Origin of the sequence: Flavobacterium psychroterrae, assembly GCF_018380615.1 — a bacterium.
GTDB lineage: Bacteria > Bacteroidota > Bacteroidia > Flavobacteriales > Flavobacteriaceae > Flavobacterium > Flavobacterium psychroterrae.
Window position 1 is genome coordinate 40,160 of record NZ_JAGYVZ010000007.1, and the last position, 20,958, is coordinate 61,117.

Here is a 20,958-nt window from a genome sequence, read left to right on the forward strand (position 1 = left end):
TATTACAATTTAAATCGTCGGAATTGTTCCGCCATCAATTACAAATTCAGTTCCTGTTAGATAATTTGCTCTTGGCGAAACCAGAAAACCAACTAATTCGGCCACTTCTTCTGGTTGTGCAGGTCGCCCAAAAGGAATTCCGCCCAAAGCGTTCATCACACTTTCAGTAGCTTCTTCAATTGTTCCGTTTGAACTTTCGGCAATTCGTTCCATCATTCTCATTGCCGATGTTGTCATAATCCAGCCTGGTGAAACCGTAAGTACGCGAACACCTTTTGGCGCCACCTCATTAGATAAACTTTTGCTGTAATTTCGCAATCCCGCTTTTGCCGCCGCATAAGGCAAAGTCGAATCATACAAAGGTAATTTTCCCTGAATTGAAGCAATATGAATTATCACGCCCGACTTTTGCTGGATCATTTCGGGCAAAAAACCACGATCTAATCGTACTGGCGCAAACAAATTCGCCTGAAAAGTTTTTTCCCAGTCTTCATCATTCAAAACCTCAAAACCGCCACCTGGAGTTTCAGAGCTTCCCAGATTATTAATCAGGATATTCAATTTTCCAAAACTCCTTTGTACTTCCTCAATTACCTTTTTAGTTCCGCTTGAAATACTCAAATCAGCCGAAATAAAATGCACGTTCGCGTTCTCATTTTCGGGTTTGTTTCTTGCCGTAATAATTACAGTTGCGCCCGCTTGCAATAATCGATCAGCGATTGCTTTTCCTGTTCCTTTTGTTCCGCCGGTTACCAAAGCTATCTTGCCCGATAACTCCATATTAAAATCAAATTGTTTTTCCATTTTTTGTGCTATTTAGTTTTCTATAGCGCAAATTTCGGCAGTATCGCCGGTTCTCACAATTACGGAAAACCGAATTGCATACGGATAAATTTTTCCCCTATTGTGCAGTTTCGAACATTAGGTTATTTTTGTGTTATGTACGAAAGAAAAATTCCTTTGAATTTAAATTGCGGACTCGACCTCATTGGCGAAGTCCTTTACGGCAAATGGAAAATCCGTTTGTTGTGGTTTATCAATGAAGGGGTTCTGCGTCCAAGCGAACTGCAGCGCAAAATTCCCGATGCTTCAAGAAGAGTATTAAACATTCAGCTAAAAGAACTTGAACAGCACGAATTAGTCTCCAAAATTATTTACCCACAAATGCCTCCCAAAGTCGAATACAGCCTGACCGATTTTGGCAAAACATTAATTCCAATAATTTCAGCCTTGGGAAACTGGGGAGACGAAAACGAAGATCGTTTGAGAAAGGCGATTTTAAAACAGCCTTTAAGTGATAATGATGAATAGTAATATTGTTTTCAGGAGCTAATTCCTGCTGTCCGCTATATCTTTTTCTTGCTAAAGAAGCAAGAAAAAGGATGACGCTCCCATCAGGGCTAGGGCTTTAGGATTTATAAGGGGATTTTTTTACTACAATTTAAACTTAGTAACCACAATTTATGTCATCCGATTTCTATAATAAAACCAAATCTTTTTGATAAGGGATTTGGTTCTAATTTCTCGCAGATTTTGCAGATTAAGCAGATTTTTTATTTTGACAAAGACTGGCATTCCGAGGAACGAGGGATTTTCATAAGTAGCTCGACATGCAAGATAAACTTTGCGTTAGTTTCTTACGGAGATCCCTCGTTCCTCGGAATGACAGACTTTACGATTAATCCTTAAAATCTGCGGGCAAAATAAAAGACAATTTTTATCTAGCAACTTGCTTAGATCCCTCGTTCGGGAAGACAAACCATACAAAAATAGTGTTATGAAAATGATTTCCCTAGCCCCGATAGAAGTGGAAATCCTTTTGTGGCGAGGTTCGCCACAAAAGATTGAAACGGATAGCGGGATTAGCTCCTGAAAAAAAAATGTTTTATCATAAAATCGGGATGACAAGCAATGAGAGAAGAAAAAATAAAAAATCCGCTTAAATCTGCGTTTTCGCTTTAGCGAATCCGTCTCATCCGCGTGCCATATCTCACCAATAAGCACAAAAAAAAGTCCATCATAAAATGACGGACTTTCAATAACAGCTTATAAATAAATTATGCTGTTGGTATTTTTATTTTCCAACCCGGTTGAATCAGGTCAGGATTTTTAATAATATCTCTATTGGCTTCAAAAATTGATTCCCATGAAACACCGTGTGCTTTCCCTATTTTTGATAACGAATCGCCACTTGCAATAGTATATTCTGTAGTTGCACCTTCGGTAACATCAATATTCATTACCACATCACCAGCTCTAAAGTCAGGATCAATTTTTCCGTAAGCGTCCCAGATTTTTTGTTTATCATCTGCAGATTTTGATGTACCATCAATATACAATACATTATCCTGCTCTCTTACCTGCAAATTAGCGATTCCTAAATTAGTAGCAAGATCTGTTAACTCTTTGTATTTATCTTTTAAACTCATGATATCCTTATTTAATAGTTAACTTATTATCGACTTTTTTAGGTTTCAATTCCTGTACACTTTTTATCAGGTTTGGCAATTGACTTTTTTTGATTTCTCCAGAAAGTGTTACAACACCACCTACAACAGTTACACTTACACCATCATAATTATCAACTACTTTGTGTACCGCTTTATCTAATTCAGTATCCGGGCTAATTATCACAGCAGCTGCGGCAGTTTCTTCCGGCGCTACAATCTGGCAGTTGTTTACTACAGATTTTACCCCTTTAATTTCTTTTATAGAACTTTCAACACTTTGCTTTAATGCATCATCCTTACAAATTCCTGAAATCGTAGCAACTCCATCCTGTACGGTAACTTGAACTTCAGGAGTACTGCTTAATTTTGCACTGATTTCTTTTTGAATATCTGCATCTTTTGGTCCACAAGCTACTAACGAAATCGCAAGACCCATTCCTAATAAAACTGATTTAATCTTCATAATCGATATTTTTAATTAATTACTAATAAAGTTAAACGAATAAAAATACTAAATATTACATAATAATCTTACAATTTTATATTTTTTTAATTTAGAAGTTAAATTAAAATGGAGTTGTTGTTAATATCATTCTCTAATCCAGATAATTTTCCGGATACATAGTCTGACCGAATTTTTCAAAAAGAGTTTGTACTTTCTCTTTTTTAGTCGATTCATCGTCCGTAGAAGCTATTTCCATGTATTCCGCCATTTCTTCAAACAAACCATCCAATCCTGCCGGAGTTACGGTGCATAATAATTTAGCCGTTTCGTTACTCAGGTTTTTAAAACCATGAACAATTCCGCCTTTTGGGATATTGATAAACGAATTTTTCTTAGCGACATAACTTCCTAATTCTGATTTAAAAGAAACTTCCCCTTCTAACACATAAAAAGTCTCCGCAAAATCAGCATGAGAATGTGGATTTGGTCCCGCTCCCGGAGGAACCGACATTTCGATTACGGCATATTCTCCATCGGTTTGCTTTCCCGAAATTATGATTCGGTAATTTCCTCCGGCAATGTTTAGTTTTTGACCTTGGGTTTCGTTAACAGTTATGATTGGGTTTGGAGTTTTCATTTTTTAAGCAATTTTTAGTTTTTTCTACTCTGTTTTTTTATTTAATTAACTAAAATTAAAACTGAATATAAAGGCAAAATAGAATACGATTAATCCAATAAAAAGGAGAAAAATTCCCAAAGCTATCAACCCGGTTTTTACTAATTTATTCATTTTACAATTAATTTAAATTAATTTTTACAAAGAGATTCACTCATGCTGCGTCACATCATTATATTGCCAAAGCACATTTATTATTTTCCATTCTCCATTTGTTTTTACAATGTGCATATAATCAATCCAGGCATCGGCTAATAATTTTACAGATGCTGTTCTGGCAGAAACATCTAAAAGCTTAATTTCTTTTCTTGGATTCTTTGGGAATTTATCTCCTTTTACATTGTAAGTTTCGGCGAGAATAATCATGTTTTCGGTAAAATATTCAGATACAAAATCTTTTTGGGCTGTTTTATTTCTAAATACGGATCTCTTGACCATTCTTGGATGCAAAGCACTTTCCATCAATTTCGGATTTGGATTGTGTTGTGCTTCAATATATGCCAAAGCAACACGTTTTATGTCAAGTGTATCTTGAGCAGTTTGCGCCTGAAGTTGAAAAGAAAATAAAGCAATTGTAAATAATAAAAAGTATTTTTTCATTGGAAAAGAATATTTAATCATTAAATAATTTCGTTGTTTACTATTTCGAAATTATATCAAAAATGGTCTTTTCCTTTAATAATTTGCCTTGCAAAAATGGAATTCCAACAGGAAAACACCATGCTCCGGCAAAATATAAAAAATTAGGAATTCGTTCGTTCTTAAGTAACAGCGTTAATTTTTTTGAAACAAAATAGCTAAGATAAATATAACTGGCAAATACTATCAAAGTATACAAACCTGCTATTATTCCCAAAATTGTCCAAATAGAATTATCTAATAAAACTGGTTTATGGGTGATATCAAGTTCTAGATTTAATGTAAACTGAACGATACAATAGGAAAAAAATATCCAATATGAAATTTTAAAATACAGCTTATCTACAATTTCCTTTTCTTCAACATAATAAACAATAGCCCAAGTCCAAATTAAATAAATTAAAACGTCTATTGTAATGGAAATAGTAAATAATGGAAAGATAAATTCAAAATCTGTAAACAATAATATAATGGTGATTATTGCTGTTATTGTCATTGAAAGAAAAGGAACTAATAGTAATAATATCGCTAAAGTTGCAGGTTTTAATTTTAAAATTTTATAAAATATTTTTTCCATTTTGATAAGGTTAGTTTGTTTTGGTTGATGCTAAAATAATTCTTTTTCATCATAAATTAAATTATATGTTGTTATCATAATATTTTACGCCTAAACTTCACCAGATTGCTTCATTCAACGCAAAAAGTTGATTGTCCACAATCTTTGTGATCCTTCGACTCCGCTCAGGAAGACAATGGAAAAAAAAAATCCGCACAAATCCGCGTTTTCGCTTTAGCGAATCCGTTTTATCAGCGTTCCATTTCGTCAAGCTTATATTAAAATCGCTCCTTACTTTCTCATATTCAAAACACTCAAAAATCACTTGAATATTTATGAATTTCAGATTTGTGATTTGGTAAATTTCAGCCTATATTTGTTCTCGAATAAAAAGAATATGGAACAATTTGTAGTATCGGCTCGTAAGTATCGCCCACAAACCTTTAAGGATGTTGTAGGTCAGAAAGCCATTACCAACACTTTGCTAAATGCTATTGAAAGCAATCACCTTGCTTCTGCCCTTTTATTTACAGGACCGCGTGGAGTTGGAAAAACGACTTGCGCCCGTATTTTGGCTCGTAAAATAAATCAGCCGGGATATGATGATCCTAACGAAGATTTTGCTTTTAACGTTTTTGAGTTAGATGCGGCTTCAAACAACTCTGTTGATGATATCCGTAGCCTGATTGATCAGGTTCGAATCCCGCCACAAACTGGGCAATATAAAGTTTATATTATTGACGAGGTTCATATGTTGTCTTCGGCAGCTTTTAATGCTTTTTTGAAAACATTAGAAGAACCGCCTAAACATGCTATTTTCATCTTAGCAACAACAGAAAAACACAAAATTATTCCAACGATTTTATCTCGTTGTCAGATATTTGATTTTAAAAGAATTACCGTAAAAGATGCTAAAGAACATTTAGCGGAAGTTGCTACAAGTCAGGGAATCAATTTTGAAGACGATGCTTTGCACATTATTGCTCAAAAAGCTGATGGTGCAATGCGTGATGCTTTATCTATTTTTGACCGTGTAGTTTCATATTGCGGAACTAATTTGACGCGTCAGGCTGTAACCGAAAACCTTAACGTTTTAGATTACGAAACTTACATTAGTATTACCGATTTACTTTTAGAAAATAAGATTCCGGATCTTTTATTGGCTTACAATGATATTTTGTCAAAAGGTTTTGACGGACATCATTTTATTGCCGGTCTTGCATCACATTTTAGAGATTTATTGGTAAGCAAAACCCCCGCTACAATCTCTTTACTTGAAGTGGGCGAACAAGCACAGCAAATGTATGGCGTACAAGCTCAAAAATGCTCTCAGGAATTTTTATTAAAAGGAATTGATACTGCAAATGATTGTGATTTAAAATATAAATTAAGTCAGAATCAGCGTCTTTTAGTTGAATTATGCCTGATGCAATTGGCCTCTATCACTTTTGATGGAGAAAAAAAAAAGTTGAGCAATTCATAATTCCACCTACTTATTATAAAAACGGCAGCTACTCAATAGTTGAAGTTGAAAGTCAAAAGTCAAAAGTCGAAAGTCAACCTGAGACTGAAAAAACAACTGGAAATATTGCTGTTGAAACCCCACAAAAGGATGAAACTCCTGTAACTCCTAAAGCTGAAGCTCCTGTCACTCCAAAACCTGAAGTTAGCGGTGAACCTAAAATTTCGGCTTTTTCATTATCCAGTATTCGCAAGAAAAAAGAATTGGAAGCCACCAATAAATCTTATGTAAAACCTACGTCGGTAATGCCTACGGAAGAATTTACAGAGACTGAAATGTTAGTGGAATGGAATAAATATGCGCAGCGTTTGGGCGATAAAGGTTTGAAAATTATGGAATCGTTATTACTCATTAACGATCCAACTTTGGACGGAACTAAGATTACGCTAGAATTGCCAAATGAAGGTTCTAAACTGGATTTTGAAAGTCAGATTAATGGACTTTTAGGTCATTTAAAAGGTCATTTACACAATCACGACATCACAATTCATGTTAATGTAAATGAAGCGGTAGAAAGTAAAAGAAGTTTAAATGATCAGGATCGTTACAATCGTTTATTAGAGCTGAATCCAAATATTGAGCTTTTACGTTCTACTTTTGGATTGGATTTACATACTTAAGATTTTACATTGACTTTTTTTTAGCCACGAATTCACGAATTTTTATTTGCTGTACGCGAAATTACTATGTTTTTTTGCCGCGAATTTCACGAATTTTCATTAATTTTTTTATGAGGAATGTGTAAAAATTAATTAGTGAAAATTCGTGAAATTCGTAGCAACCTTTTTTTATTTATTTCTCATTCCAAAATCATACACTTTTTCAAGCCATTTTTTTCTCTGAGTATCTTCAGAACCTTTTATGATTCCGATGTAAGTTACTTTTACAGGTTTTACTCCAGAGAATTCTAAGGTTGATTTCTTTAATTGATTGACGCTTGGTCGTCCATAAAAAAATCTGTAATACCAGCTTGGCTGATCTAATGTTGTGATAATATGTGCCGTTTTTCCTTTTAGTAATTTATCCCACCAAACCGAATTTTCGCGATATTGAAACGCCATTCCGGGTAAAAACAAACGATCGATAAATCCTTTTGTAATTGCGGGAAGTCCGCCCCACCAAACCGGATGAATCCAAACTAAATGATTGGCTTTTTTAATTTTCTCCCATGATTCTAATAAATCAGGTTCTAATTCGGTTCGTTTTTGATAACCAAATTGTAAATTCGGATTAAAATTTAAAGAAGCAACTGTAATCGTATCAACTTCTGCTCCGGAAGCAATTGCGCCTTTTAAGTAAGATTCGGCTATTGCGAAATTAAAACTTGACGGATTAGGGTGTCCGTTTATAATGAGTATATTTTTCATTTTCCGTTAAGTTAATTTAATATTAATTGTACTATAATCCTGGAATGCATCATAAACTTCATGTGATGAATGTATTTGATGACTGAAATAAACTCCGCTCAGTAAAGTGTTACTCAACATTTTTTCGATATGTAAAACTGTAGAAAATGCAGTTAATTCAGCCTGACCTTTACTACTTTGTACGCTGACTTTTTTTATTTTATCATTAGTTTTAATAACTACTTCAAAAATAGTCTGATCTCCATTTCCACTTGAACCAAACAGCAATTGTCTTTCTCTTAGAAACATGATATTAAAAATCTTAAGCGATTGAAAATATCCCATTAAATTAGTTATAAACTTTGAGTTATACGTCATCTTAACAGAAACGGTTGGTACTTTTTCTATCTGATTTAAAATGAATAAATCCGGAACATCAAGGTTGTAAGCTTTACGTTTCCCTATTCCGAATGAAAAATCAAAATTTTCAGCATCTAAAAAGTGCTTGACTTTTTTTGGCTGGTTATTTCTATAAACAATGAATGGCTTACATACATTTTCGGCTAAAAAATTAGCTGAACTTTTTCCAGCCAAATCTTTCACAGAGTAATAAATATAGATATTTACTTCCTGAATTTTATGTTTTTCGGGCTCTGTAAAATTGATTAAACTTGCTACGATACCTCCCATCCAACCAGAGCTAAAAATAATTCGGCTATTTATTTGTTCAACTGATTTCGCTAAATTATATGCAGCAGTTAAATCCGGAGTTGGCTTTGTAATATCAATATAATCAAGTTTGTTTTTTATAGCAAACTGTAAAATTTCATTGTTACTATCTTTGGTACACATTACAATCAAATCGATTTTATTCTGTATAATGCAATTAAAAGTTTTAGGATTATTTACATCAATAACTAAATCATTGTTAGTATTTCCTAACTGGCGACTTCCAACAAACAAGTTATAGTCAGGATTTCTTCCTTCAAGAATACGCAATATGACTTTGCCTACTAATCCTGTTCCTCCAATTACTAAAATATTTTTTCTCATCATTATATATTGTTTTCAGCAAAAATAATGACGGAATATCTCTTAACAACCAGACAAATGTCCTATAAAATCGCTTTTCTGATTCGGCTTAAATGCCTTGGCGTTACGCCTAAATATGACGCTAAATATTGAAGCGGAATCAACTGAAGGTATTTTTTATGATGCTTGTAAAGTTCTTCGTAACGTTGCGTTCCGGACAATTTCTGGAAAGAAATCATTCTTTTTTGAAGCGTTACATATTCCATTTCAGTTAGTTTACGCCCTATTTGCTGCCAATGAATACCTAATTGATACAGCTTTTCTAAACTTTCACGGCTTAGGACTTGCAACTCTGTATCTGATAATGCCTGAATGTTTTCTTCGGCTACATTTTGTGTTATAAAACTGGAAAAAGATGCCATAAATTCGTTTTCGAAAGCGAAACAATTCGTGATTTCGTCTCCTTGATGATTGAAAAAATATGAACGTAAAATTCCTTTTTTAATAAATACAATTTCATCGCAAACCTGGTTTTCCTTTAATAAAAGTTCTCCTTTTTTGAGTGTTCTAAAAGTAATCAAATCATCTAATTGATCTAATTCATTTTGCGGTAAATCCTGAATCGATTGAAAAACTGATTTCATTATAAGGAAAAAAATTATTTATTTAGGGTTGAAAAACTATATTATTATATGTCGCTCCGCTGGAGCTTTGGCTGGGATCTGATCTTTCTATAAATATATCGCTCCGCTGGAGCTTTGGTTGGGATCTGATCTGTCTATAAATATGTCGCACCGCTGGAGCTTTGCCAGAGATCTGATCTTCTTTTCTATACATACCGCTCCGATGGAGCGTTTAATAATAGAAAACTAAACCATTTTAAAGGAAATTAATTTTTAGATTCAAAAGCGCGTTCTATCCTTTTATCGGGAATTAACCATAATAAAGCAACAATAAAGTAAGCTGCACCGGCAATCCATTCGTTATAAAATGAAGAAATTATTCCGATTACGTATAAAATTGAAGATGCTTTTCCTTTTACATCTCGTCCAATTGCTTTTGCCAATATGGAGTTTTCACCTTCGTTGTTAATGACAATTTTCTGTAAAATGAAATATGCTACAGAAGATAAAAACAAAACTCCGCCATACAATGCCATTGAGGCTTTAGCAAAATTATGTTCTCCCATCCAGCCCGTTGAAACGGGAATTAACGACAACCAGAAAAGTAAATGTAAGTTGCTCCACAAAACTTTTCCGTTTACTTTTGATAATCCGTGAAATAAATAGTGGTGATTGTTCCAGTAAATTCCAACATAAATAAAACTCAAAATATAACTTAGAAACTTCGGAATCAGCGGTTTTAAATCAGCGAATTCGTGCCCTTCAGGAACTTTTATTTCTAAAATCATGATGGTTATAATAATGGCTAATACACCGTCACTAAAGGCTTCGAGTCTTGTTTTGTTCATTTATTTATATTTATTGTATTTTCTTAGTGTAGCAAATATTAGAAAAAGTTCGCCGCGAATTTCACGAATTTTCACTAATTTTTCATACTTAATATGCAAAATAGTAATTCGTGAAAATTTGTGAAATTTGTGGCAAAAAATCTTTCTTCTTGCATCTTTATCTAACTCTTAGATTTTACCGTAGTACATTGCTTTTACGATTCCGTCAGAAAGTCCAATTTTTGGGACGTAAATTTGGCGTGCTCCACTCCATTTCATAGCATTCAGGTAAATTCTTGTAGCGTGAATAATAACATCGGCGCGATCAGAGTTTAAACCTAATTCAGCGATTCTTTGTTCGTAAGTCAATGAATTTAAAAACGCATACTGCGAATTAATATAAATGTATGAAAGCGGTTTTTCCTGTTGTTTTCCGGACATTTTAAACAATTTATTGATGTTTCCGCCAGAACCAATCAAGGTAACTTCTTCATACCCTGCGGTGTTGGTTTTAATCCATTTTTCGATTTCATCCCAAACCACACCATGAACCATATTGTTTAATAAACGAACTGTTCCGGCTTTAAAAGATCTTGAATTGACCAATTTCCCGTCTGAGAATAAAGTAAACTCTGTACTTCCGCCGCCAACATCTACAAAAAGATAGGTTTCGTCTGTTTTTAAAAGATGATGTAAATCTGTAGAAGCAATAATTGCCGCTTCTTTTTTACCATCAATAATTTCGATTTTTATGTCGGCTTTTTTCTTGATTATAGCAACAACTTCTTTGGCATTATAGGCTTCACGCATTGCCGAAGTGGCAAACGCCATATAACGTTCTACTTTATGTACTTTCATCAAAAGATTGAATGCTTTCATGGCATCAACCATTCGGTCTATATTTTCTTCCGAAATTTCTCCTACTGTAAAGGCATCTTGTCCCAAACGAATTGGTACACGAACAAGCGAACTTTTATTGAATTGCGGTTCTTTGCCATCTTGTTCTACAACATTGGATATCAGAAGCCTCATGGCATTTGAACCGATATCTATTGCTGCAAGTTTTTTTATATTAATCATGCTCACTTTATGATTTGAAATTTATTTTTAATTTATTTTTTGTGGAATCTGCTCTGACAACAAAACTTTATTTTGGTAATATTTATAAGTTTCAAGCTGAGCTCTAAATGGGGCATGATGATTTCGTGGCTTGTATTTATTATCTAATTTATAGGAATGATATCTCACTTTAACATTCCCTTTCCATGCAATACTAAAATTATCAATTAGTTCTTTCTTTATTTCAAGATCATAGATCGGGCAGGTTACCTCAACTCTTCCGTCAAGATTTCTGGTCATAAAATCTGCTGATGATATGTAAACTTCGGTTAAACCGGCATTCCCGAAAATATAAACCCGGGTATGTTCGAGGTAATTATCGACAATACTTATGGCTTCGATATTTTCGCTCATTCCAGGAATTCCAGGAATCAGGGAACAAATTCCTCTTACCTGAAGCTGGATTTTTACTCCTGCATTACTGGCTTCGTATAATTTATCGATCATTTTAAAATCTGACAAACTATTCATTTTTAATTTGATATGTGTTTTTCTACCTGCTAATGCGTGCAGAATTTCACGATCAATTAGTTTTATGAATTTGGTTCTCGTATAATGTGGCGATACTATTAAATGTTTGTATCTGTGTACTCTGTAATTGATATCAAAAAATTCGAATATTTTCGAAATGTCTTTCAAAATTCCCTGATGACAGGTGAAAAGGGTAACATCTGTATAAATTTTTGCTGTTGATTCATTGAAATTTCCTGTTGAAATAAATCCGTAACGGCGTGTTTTTTCATCTTCAACTCTTTCAATAACACAAATTTTACTGTGCACTTTTAAGCCTTTTATTCCAAAGATTAAATTATTTTTTTTTTTCAAGCAGAAGACGGCATACGAGATATTGGTTGCTTCATCAAAACGCGCCTGAAGTTCGATTTGTACGGTTACTTTTTTTCCGTTTTTCGCCGCATTAATCAAGGAACTAATGATTTGCGAATTTTTAGCCAAACGATATAGGGTAATTTTTATACTGGTTACTTTTGGATCTAAAGCGGCTTCACGCAAAAATTTGGTCAAATATGAAAATGACTGATATGGTGCGTGTAATAAATAATCTTTTCTGCTGATTTTTTCCAGAATACTTCCTCCCAAACTTAATCCGGGAATTGGCAATGGCTCGTTTGGTTTGTAGAGTAAATCATATCTTCCTAAATTGGGGAAATTCATATAATCACGACGATTATGATATCTTCCGCCTGGAATAATACTGTCCATTTCTACGATTTTCATTTTATCAAGAAAGAATTGTAATGTATCTTCTTCGATTAAATTATCATATATAAAACGAACGGGCTCGCCTATTCTTCTGTCTTTTACTGATGTTGCGATTTTTTCGAGCATACTTTTACTCAAATCACTATCAATATCTAATTGTGCATCTCGCGTAATTTTGATCATATGTGCCGAAACACTTTTATAATCAAAAATATTAAAGATGTTTTTTAGATTATATCTTATTACGTCATCAATTAAAATAACATAATGTTTTTCATCGTGCGATGGCAGGACAACAAACCTGTTTATAGTTTTTGGAATTTCGATAACAGCGTAACGAACTTCATCGTTTGTATTCATTTCTAAACGAACGGCAAGATATCCTAAAGTGTCTTTCAGAATAGGAAATTCGGCAAGATCATTTAAGATAATCGTCACTAATTCCGGACTTAATCTTTGGGTAAAAAAATCTTTTAGAAAAATTTCCTGATCGGCTGTAATTTCATTTTCATTGATCATGAAGATGTTTTCAGCCTCAAGTTCTGCTTCGATATTGCCTAAAATACGTAGACTTTCAGATTGCTGCTGAATCACGATTTCGGTAATATCCTTAATTAACTGGTGTGCAGAAACTCCTCCAAGATATTTTTCACCTGAAATTCCAGAAAGACTTAATCGTCTGATTGCGGCATAACGAACTCTAAAAAACTCATCTAAATTGTTCGAAAAAATTCCAACAAAACGCAGTCTGTCTAAAAGCGGAACCGTGTTATCTGCTGCTTCCTGAAGAACTCTGGCATTAAACGCTAACCAACTTTTTTCTCTATCGATATATTTCTGTTCGTACACTTTATTTATTTTAAATCTTTGGGGAAAATTGTTTTATGAGTTTTACCTTTATTAATGGTATTCCAGCTTTCTGCATCAAATTGTAGGGACACAAAACCGGAAGTAGGAACATTTTCGATAAAAACATCCCCAAATTTATTAACAAAATTTGTAATAGCCTCGTTATGTCCAAAAAGAATAACGCTTTCGAAACTATTATCACATGATTTGATAACCTTTTCGAGCTGTTTGTCATCAAAAGTATATAAATCGTCTTTAAAAATGATACTTTCTATAGGGTATGAAATATTTTGAGCAAATATAAGTGCCGTTTCTGAGGCTCGTGCGGCAGTACTGCTCCACATTATATATGTTTTAGGAAGAAATTTTGAAATGTTTGCTGATACATCATGAGCATCTAAAATTCCTCTTTTCATTAAAGGCCTGTCAAAATCTTTTAAAGGTGCTTCCCAACTTGATTTTGCATGGCGTATTAAAATTAAATTTTTCATAAGCTAAAGGTTTAGATACCTCTTAAGAGGTAACATTTTTTTATAGAACTTCTAATTTACAAAAGAAATATGAAACCCTCTTACTTTTTTAATTCTGTTAACATTTATTCTAAATTTTAACAGGAACATTTTAACTTTTAAGTGTAAAACTCACTAAAAAGTAAAAATTAAATATTTATTAAAATGTGCTCTTCATCTGTAAAATCAAACACTTAGTCGATTTGCGCATATTTGCAATAAATTAACTAAATAACTGATTATTAATCATTTAAAATATTTTAAAAATTGACTATTTAATCAAAAATGAAAGAAACTTCCTTTTTTTATTTGTTAGAAATTACCAAAAAAATTGCTTTTTAAACTGTTATTTAACAAAAAAGTGACGTTTCAACGAGTTTTTAGGTTAGTTACAGATAAAAAAAATCAAAAATAGTTGCTCTATATAACTTTGAATGTGTTAAAATTTTATAAATATCACAAACAAAAATCATAAGTTATGAGAACTAAAACTACTCTTGAAAAAGCAGTGAAATTTGTTAATAATTGTAAGTTCATTTTTTCTTTCCGAAATATTTTTAAGAAAAACCTTTTTCTCTTATTCTTTTTAATTCCAATAATTTCATTTGCTCAGTCTGGTTCGTGCAATGGTATCTTGATTGTTGAAAATAATGGAAATATCAGAAGCACTCCGCTTGACGGAACGTATTATTCGATGGTACTTACCAATAACAGCTCATCGACAGACACTTATGTCCTGAGTAAAAAGAATATTAATGTTTCCTGCGCCAATACTGACGGAAGTTCTACAGCAGGAAATATAACGATTAACGCAGATTTTATAGATTCTGAAAGGAATTCTATCAGCGAAATTACCTTAAATGCGGGGCAATCTGTCAATTTCTACATTCATATTACAATACCAAATGGGACTTCTATTCAAAAATGGTCTTGTGATGAGATTACTGCAACTTCAAAAAACTGTTCAAACTACGCTGTTACGACTGTTTTACATACTTATATCATTAATCCGGTTAATGATTAAAAACAAAAGATCAAGTATTCCCTTAAAATAATTTAAAATGGAAAAACTATTACTCTCTTTAAGCAATTATTTACGAGATTTTAAAAAAATATACTTCACTGTATTATTTCTTATGCCTTTATGTGGACTTGCGCAATCAATCACAACGAACAAAACCGTAACTGCCAATGCAACAAATTGTGGCATTGTGAATGTAAAAGTTGCTATTACGGGCGCGAATCCTATTACTCGTAACTCTGACGTAATTTTAGCAATTGATGTTTCCGGAAGTATGGGAAATACGATTTCGGGAGATTTTAAAACATCTATGGATTATGCGAAAGATGCTGCAAAAGCGTTTCTGACTCAGGCAAAAGCGAATCCTCAAAACCGAATTGCGATTGTTGCCTACAGTACAACTGCGTCTTTAAAAATAGGACTTACTTATTTGAATGCGGCGGGTGTAACTTTGATAACCAACCAGATTAATGCTTTGCAGGCAACAAATTCTACCAATATTTATGCGGGAATTGTTAAAGCTGAAACTGAATTAGAAACAAACGGACGTTTTGATTGCAGCACGGCAAGGGCAATTATTTTACTTACAGATGGTGTAACTAATGTAACTGGCACAAACGGAAATACAAATTGTAGTGTCAGCAAAACATCACAATGTGTTACCGATGCTATAAATGCTGCAACAAATGCAAAAACGACAACAAAATCAAGTGTTGTTTATAATAATCAGGTTTTTTCGGTGGGGCTTTTTGGAGGTATCAGCGGCAATATCAATACTAATAACAGCGATCAGAATATTGCTAAATTTACTTTGGATGGTATCCAGGGAAGTCCGGCTTCTATTACGCAAAGCGGCGCTAATTTAACCGCCATATACAACCAGATAGCGACTCAAATTTCATGGATTGCTCAAAATTTAATTACAAAAGAAACTGTTATTCCCGGTTTTACAATTGCTTCGATTACAACAAGCAAAGGAACTACTTCGTTATCAGGACAGGTGATTACTTGGAATACTGATTTTTTAAATTCGGAAACTATTACTTTAAATTACCAATTAACTCCTACGGGAACCGCGTGCGGAACTCAAACGGTGAGTACTTCGACTTTAAATTATCAAAATTCAGCTTGTGCCAATGATTCAAAAGCAATCAGCAGTCCAAGTTATTTTGTTCCTTGTGCGCCTGTAATTACAGGGGTTTTAACAGCCTGCGGATCAACTACATTAACCGCTACAACAAATGCAGCTTCGCCAGCCTATGTTTGGTATAAAGATGGAAATGTCATAAGCGGAGAAACTGCTGCTACACTTTTGGTAACCGTAAGCGGTGCTTATAAGGTAAAAGTAAAAAATGGCGTTACAAATTGTGAATTAACCTCAGCAGAATCTACAGTTTCTATTAGTCCGGCAGCGGCACTTACAGCTCCTGCAAATGCAAATATTTCGGGCTGCGGAACATCAGCAATAACCGGACTTTTGTATAGTACGGCAAGCACGACTATAACTTTGGCTCAATTAACAACTGCAGGAGGAATATTGCCTAACAATGCTTCAATAGGAAATTATACTATTTCTTATTCTGATGTTGCATCCGGAACTTGCCCAACAATTGTTACCCGAACTTTTAAAGTGGCGACAAGTTGCGGAAATAGTACTTCGGCACAAATTATTACAATCACAGATACTACTGCGCCAACATGGATAACTCCCGTTTCTTCTTTGAATAAAACCATTGAATGCAGCGACGCTTTGGGTTTGACTTCCGCGCAAGCGTTGTTTCCTGTGGCTTCAGATTTATGTGATAGCGATGTTTCGAATATTGTAAAAGTAAGCGGTGTTTTTGTGGCTTCCGCCGATTGTTCGAATTCGGGAACTTATACGAATACATGGACGGTGAAAGACGATTGCGGAAATACTTCTGAAACTTTTACACAAGTAATTACAATTCAGGATACTTCTGCTCCAACTTGGTCAACTCCCGTTTCTTCTTTGAATAAAACTATTGAATGCAGCGACGCTTTGGCTTTGACTTCCGCGCAAGCGTTATTTCCTGCGGCTGTAGATTTATGCGATAATGATGTTTCGAATATTGTAAAAGTAAGCGGTGTTTTTGTGGCTTCCGCAGATTGTGCAAATGCGGGAACTTATACGAATAAATGGACGGTGAAAGACGATTGTGGAAATATTTCTGATGCTTTTACACAAGTAATTTCTATTGAAGATACTACTGCGCCAACTTGGTCAACTCAAATTGCTTCTTTGAATAAAACTATTGAATGCAGCGATGCTTTGGCTTTGACTTCCGCGCAAGCGTTATTTCCTGTGGCTTTAGATTTATGTGATAATGATGTTTCGAATATTGTAAAAGTAAGCGGTGTTTTTGTGGCTTCTGCCGATTGTGCAAATGCGGGAACTTATACGAATACATGGACGGTAAAAGACGATTGCGGAAATACTTCTGAAACTTTTACACAAGTAATTACGATTCAGGATACTACAGCGCCAACTTGGTCAACTCCCGTTTCTTCTTTGAATAAAACTATTGAATGTAGCGATGCTTTGGCTTTGACTTCCGCGCAAGCGTTGTTTCCTGTGGCTTTAGATTTATGTGATAGCGATGTTTCGAATATTGTAAAAGTAAGCGGTGTTTTTGTGGCTTCCGCGGATTGTTCGAATTCAGGAACTTATACGAATACATGGACGGTGAAAGACGATTGTGGAAATACTTCTGAAACTTTTACGCAAATAATTACGATTCAGGATACTTCTGCTCCAACTTGGTCAACTCCTATTTCTTCTTTGAATAAAACTATTGAATGCAGCGACGCTTTGGCTTTGACATCCGCGCAAGCGTTATTTCCTGTGGCTTCAGATTTATGTGATAATGATGTTTCGAATATTGTAAAAATAAGCGGTGTTTTTGTGGCTTCCGCCGATTGTTCGAATTCGGGAACTTATACGAATACATGGACGGTGAAAGATGATTGCGGAAATACCTCTGATAATTTTACGCAAGTGATTTCTATTGAAGATACTACTGCGCCAACATGGATAACTCAAATTGCTTCTTTAAATAAAACTATTGAATGCAGCGATGCTTTGGCTTTAACTTCTGCGCAAGCGTTGTTTCATGTGGCTTTAGATTTATGTGATAGCGATGTTTCGAATATTGTAAAAGTAAGCGGAGGTTTTATAGCTTCTGCCGATTGTTCGAATTCGGGAACTTATACGAATAAATGGACGGTGAAAGACGATTGCGGAAATACTTCTGAAACTTTTACACAAATAATTGCACTTGAAGATACTACAAAACCAATATTTATTGGAGATCTTCCATCTGATAGTACTGTTTCTTGCGACGCTGTTCCTGAACCTGCAAATGTAGAGGCTTTGGATAATTGCAACGGTAATTTACCTATTGTTTTCAGCGAAATAAAAAGCAATATCGTAAACGAATGTGCTACAAATTACACCTTAACTCGTACCTGGAAGACCAGCGATTGTGGCAGAAATACAGCATCTTACACTCAAATTATTACGGTTAGAGATACTACTCCGCCCACGGGAACTGCTCCTGCCGATGTCACTAATTTGCAGACTGTTGCCGATATTCCCGTTGGAAATGTGACCGACATAATAAATCCCGCTGATAATTGCAGTGCTACGGTAAATATTACGGTTAGTGATGCTAATAATGGCGGCACTGGTTGTGAAGGAAACGCTTATATCTTAACCAGAACATATATTTTGACGGATTGTGCGGGCAATAAAACCGAATTAAAACAAACTTTTACTGTCGAAAATAAAGTTTCGGTAACAGGAATTGCTACTAATGCAACTTGTTTTGGCGGAAAAGATGGTTCTATTTTAGTTACCAATAGTCCTGGATCAACTGTTGTTATTACCAATGAAAATAATGAAGTTGTTGGAAATTCGAATTTATCTGCCGGAACTTACACCCTTACAGCAACATCAGCAGTAAATTCAGGAAACCAGACTTGTTCTGCAATTGTAACTGTTGTGATTACGCAACCCATTTATACGGTTAAAATTTCCGGACAAATCATTAATAAAGACACGAATACGCCCATTGCAAATGTGCCGGTTACTTTAGTTCCGCAAGGTGCTACAACTGGTCCTGTTTTATTGCGTATTACGGGTGCTGATGGTTTTTATACTTTTTCGGGTATGGTGGCCGGAAGTTATTTAGTTCAGGTTCAAGATGCTAATTTAAATAGCGCACATCAATTGTATCCTGTAGATTCCAGTTTGTTTTTTACCACTCTTGAAGACTGTAAAATTCAGCAACATAATTTTGAATATGGCGCATCAACGCTTCCCGTTTTAGGTGATTATGTTTGGTATGATACAAATAGTAACGGAATTCAGGATGAATGGTATGACGCTAATAATGACGGAATTGTTACTAAAAATATCCCAGACGGAAACGGCGCCGTTGATTACAGTCAATGGGAATGGATTGACCTTAATGGCGACGGAAGTTACAAAGGAACTTTGAATGTTGGGGAATTAAATGCAGGCGGTTTCGGGAATTCTTTGAGCCCGAATGTTATTATTGATGGTCCTAACGGCTATCATCAGGAAGTAATTGTAGGTATTGAAGGTTTCTGGAGAACGAGACCAAATGCTGTAAATCCTTATGGAGATTACACGATTAAACTCGTAAAAGATGCTAATCTTAATGCTGTTGCTTCGGCTTTAGGAAATACTGGTTTGGTAAAAGTGCTTCCATCTATTACAGATAAAAAAGCGACCAATAAAACCAGTAAATCACAATTACACACAGTTTGCAGTACAACCGGCGGTGCAAGCGGATACATTGTAACTATTACGCCTGAAGATTTAGTTCATTTAAATGCTGATTTTGGTGTGAATTGCAAAGTGTTCGCTGATATTGTGGCTAATGATGATTCGGCTGGACCAATTGCGAGCGTTAACCATATCACGGAAAATGTCCTCAACGTATTAAATAACGATACGCTCGAAGGTGTTGTTGTAAAAGCATCTGATGTAATTATAACGACTGTAACACCAAATGAATTTTTACAATTAAATCCGGACGGATCTGTTGCAATTTTACCAAATGCGCCGGTTGGAACATTGACATTGGTCTACCAAATTTGCGAGGCAGATCAAACATCAAATTGTGATACGGCAACTGTAACTGTTATAATTAGTGCTTCAATTCCGGCAATAATTGCTAATGATGATACTTACAATAACATTGGCTGTAACACTTTTGGATTAGTCGGCAATGTTTTGAGCAATGATTTTAAAGGTTTGACAAAAGCTTCATTAGATCTGGTAAACTTCACCTTATTGAGTTCTAATATCGGAACAAAAACGGATCCGAATATCACTTTTGACATTTTAGGAAACGCAACCGTTTCGGCTTTAACACCTGCGGGAACTTATACTTACAGTTATCAGATTTGTGATAAACTAAATGCTGATAATTGCGATACTGCAACTGTGACAATTATTGTGGTTCCAAATGCAGTAACAAATATATCGAGTACGGCTTGTAATGATGATTCGACACTTATTGATTTACTGGCTTTATTACCGGAAAATACGCCAACAACAGGAATTTGGATTGATCCAAATAATAGCAATACGATACAAGGCAATACTTTTAACGCATTAGGTTTAGCACTTGGCAATTATACATTTGAGTATAAAATAACCAACCAAATTTGTCCAAGAAGCATTTTACTGACTATGATAATTAATAATGATTGTAAAGTATTAGCGTGCGGAAATGTGATTGTTCACAACGCGTTTTCTCCTAATGGTGACGGAATAAATGATGTTTTTAAAATAGACAGTATTGACGATATAACTTGTTATCCTGAAAACGACGTAGAAATCTACAATCGCTGGGGAATATTAGTATTTGAAACTGAAAATTATAACAATATTACAAATGTATTTGACGGAGTATCCAGAGGAAGAACAACGGTAAAACAATCTGACGGATTACCTACGGGAACTTATTTCTACATTATTAATTACAAATCATTAGACGGCAATAATGTACTTCAAAATAATAAAAAAGACGGGTATTTATATCTATCCAAATAAAATCAATAGTAATACTA

Annotated in this window: 19 protein-coding genes; 5 read left to right on the top strand and 14 right to left on the bottom strand. The window is 34.5% G+C overall.

Annotated elements, in window-relative coordinates; genetic code table 11:
• Positions 1-9: 9 nt before the first annotated feature.
• A complete protein-coding gene (locus KHA90_RS09305) occupies positions 10-804 on the bottom strand; it encodes an SDR family oxidoreductase (RefSeq protein ID WP_213298316.1) in 795 nt (264 codons plus the stop codon).
• A 135-nt stretch (positions 805-939) separates the two neighbouring features.
• Between KHA90_RS09305 and KHA90_RS09310 the strand changes: the two genes are divergently transcribed.
• Positions 940-1,311 carry a winged helix-turn-helix transcriptional regulator gene (locus KHA90_RS09310; protein ID WP_213298319.1) on the top strand — a complete coding sequence of 124 codons (372 nt, stop codon included), beginning with the start codon at positions 940-942 and terminating at the stop codon, positions 1,309-1,311.
• Positions 1,312-2,057: 746 nt separating this feature from the next.
• On the opposite strand, the gene KHA90_RS09315 is transcribed toward KHA90_RS09310, so the two are convergent.
• The 5 genes from KHA90_RS09315 to KHA90_RS09335 all read right to left on the bottom strand — a co-directional run bounded on the left by KHA90_RS09315 (position 2,058) and on the right by KHA90_RS09335 (position 4,787).
• Entirely contained in the window at positions 2,058-2,429 is a 372-nt protein-coding gene (locus KHA90_RS09315) for a LysM peptidoglycan-binding domain-containing protein (RefSeq protein WP_213298322.1), read from the bottom strand.
• A gap of 7 nt (positions 2,430-2,436) precedes the next feature.
• Positions 2,437-2,913 (bottom strand): BON domain-containing protein, encoded by a 477-nt coding sequence (locus KHA90_RS09320; RefSeq protein WP_213298325.1) that lies wholly within the window; start codon positions 2,911-2,913, stop codon positions 2,437-2,439.
• Positions 2,914-3,046: 133 nt separating this feature from the next.
• Positions 3,047-3,532 (bottom strand): cupin domain-containing protein, encoded by a 486-nt coding sequence (locus tag KHA90_RS09325; RefSeq protein ID WP_213298328.1) that lies wholly within the window; start codon positions 3,530-3,532, stop codon positions 3,047-3,049.
• Positions 3,533-3,721: 189 nt separating this feature from the next.
• Positions 3,722-4,171, bottom strand: coding sequence for a nuclear transport factor 2 family protein (locus KHA90_RS09330; protein WP_213298331.1), 450 nt, complete (start codon positions 4,169-4,171; stop codon positions 3,722-3,724).
• A 40-nt stretch (positions 4,172-4,211) separates the two neighbouring features.
• A complete protein-coding gene (locus KHA90_RS09335) occupies positions 4,212-4,787 on the bottom strand; it encodes a hypothetical protein (protein WP_213298334.1) in 576 nt (191 codons plus the stop codon).
• Positions 4,788-5,163: 376 nt separating this feature from the next.
• Between KHA90_RS09335 and dnaX the strand changes: the two genes are divergently transcribed.
• Complete coding sequence (gene dnaX, locus KHA90_RS09340) at positions 5,164-6,249, top strand: DNA polymerase III subunit gamma/tau (RefSeq protein ID WP_213298337.1); 1,086 nt, start codon at positions 5,164-5,166, stop codon at positions 6,247-6,249.
• Positions 6,250-6,322: 73 nt separating this feature from the next.
• On the opposite strand, the gene KHA90_RS09345 is transcribed toward dnaX, so the two are convergent.
• Positions 6,323-6,481, bottom strand: coding sequence for a hypothetical protein (locus KHA90_RS09345; protein WP_213298340.1), 159 nt, complete (start codon positions 6,479-6,481; stop codon positions 6,323-6,325).
• Positions 6,482-6,533: 52 nt separating this feature from the next.
• On the opposite strand from KHA90_RS09345, the gene KHA90_RS09350 reads away from it, so the two are divergent.
• On the top strand, positions 6,534-6,908 hold the full coding sequence (locus tag KHA90_RS09350; RefSeq protein WP_244860284.1) for a DNA polymerase III: 375 nt from the start codon (positions 6,534-6,536) through the stop codon (positions 6,906-6,908).
• Positions 6,909-7,076: 168 nt separating this feature from the next.
• On the opposite strand, the gene KHA90_RS09355 is transcribed toward KHA90_RS09350, so the two are convergent.
• The 7 genes from KHA90_RS09355 to KHA90_RS09385 all read right to left on the bottom strand — a co-directional run bounded on the left by KHA90_RS09355 (position 7,077) and on the right by KHA90_RS09385 (position 13,796).
• Positions 7,077-7,655: an NAD(P)H-dependent oxidoreductase gene (locus KHA90_RS09355; protein ID WP_213298342.1), complete on the bottom strand. Its 579-nt coding sequence runs from the start codon at positions 7,653-7,655 to the stop codon at positions 7,077-7,079.
• A 6-nt stretch (positions 7,656-7,661) separates the two neighbouring features.
• Positions 7,662-8,690, bottom strand: coding sequence for a saccharopine dehydrogenase family protein (locus tag KHA90_RS09360; protein WP_213298344.1), 1,029 nt, complete (start codon positions 8,688-8,690; stop codon positions 7,662-7,664).
• Positions 8,691-8,749: 59 nt separating this feature from the next.
• The gene (locus KHA90_RS09365; RefSeq protein WP_213298346.1) at positions 8,750-9,310 is read right to left on the bottom strand and encodes a Crp/Fnr family transcriptional regulator; all 561 of its coding nucleotides are present in this window, start codon (positions 9,308-9,310) and stop codon (positions 8,750-8,752) included.
• Positions 9,311-9,555: 245 nt separating this feature from the next.
• Complete coding sequence (locus KHA90_RS09370; RefSeq protein ID WP_213298348.1) at positions 9,556-10,137, bottom strand: TMEM175 family protein; 582 nt, start codon at positions 10,135-10,137, stop codon at positions 9,556-9,558.
• A gap of 168 nt (positions 10,138-10,305) precedes the next feature.
• On the bottom strand, positions 10,306-11,196 hold the full coding sequence (locus tag KHA90_RS09375; protein ID WP_213298350.1) for a Ppx/GppA phosphatase family protein: 891 nt from the start codon (positions 11,194-11,196) through the stop codon (positions 10,306-10,308).
• A 27-nt stretch (positions 11,197-11,223) separates the two neighbouring features.
• Entirely contained in the window at positions 11,224-13,305 is a 2,082-nt protein-coding gene (ppk1, locus tag KHA90_RS09380) for a polyphosphate kinase 1 (RefSeq protein WP_213298352.1), read from the bottom strand.
• 5 nt (positions 13,306-13,310) lie between these two features.
• On the bottom strand, positions 13,311-13,796 hold the full coding sequence (locus KHA90_RS09385; RefSeq protein ID WP_213298353.1) for a SixA phosphatase family protein: 486 nt from the start codon (positions 13,794-13,796) through the stop codon (positions 13,311-13,313).
• 496 nt (positions 13,797-14,292) lie between these two features.
• Between KHA90_RS09385 and KHA90_RS09390 the strand changes: the two genes are divergently transcribed.
• Together KHA90_RS09390 and KHA90_RS09395 are read left to right on the top strand one after the other, a co-directional pair.
• Positions 14,293-14,838 (top strand): hypothetical protein, encoded by a 546-nt coding sequence (locus KHA90_RS09390; RefSeq protein WP_213298355.1) that lies wholly within the window; start codon positions 14,293-14,295, stop codon positions 14,836-14,838.
• A gap of 37 nt (positions 14,839-14,875) precedes the next feature.
• On the top strand, positions 14,876-20,941 hold the full coding sequence (locus KHA90_RS09395) for an HYR-like domain-containing protein (RefSeq protein WP_213298357.1): 6,066 nt from the start codon (positions 14,876-14,878) through the stop codon (positions 20,939-20,941).
• The last annotated feature ends 17 nt before the right edge of the window (positions 20,942-20,958 follow it).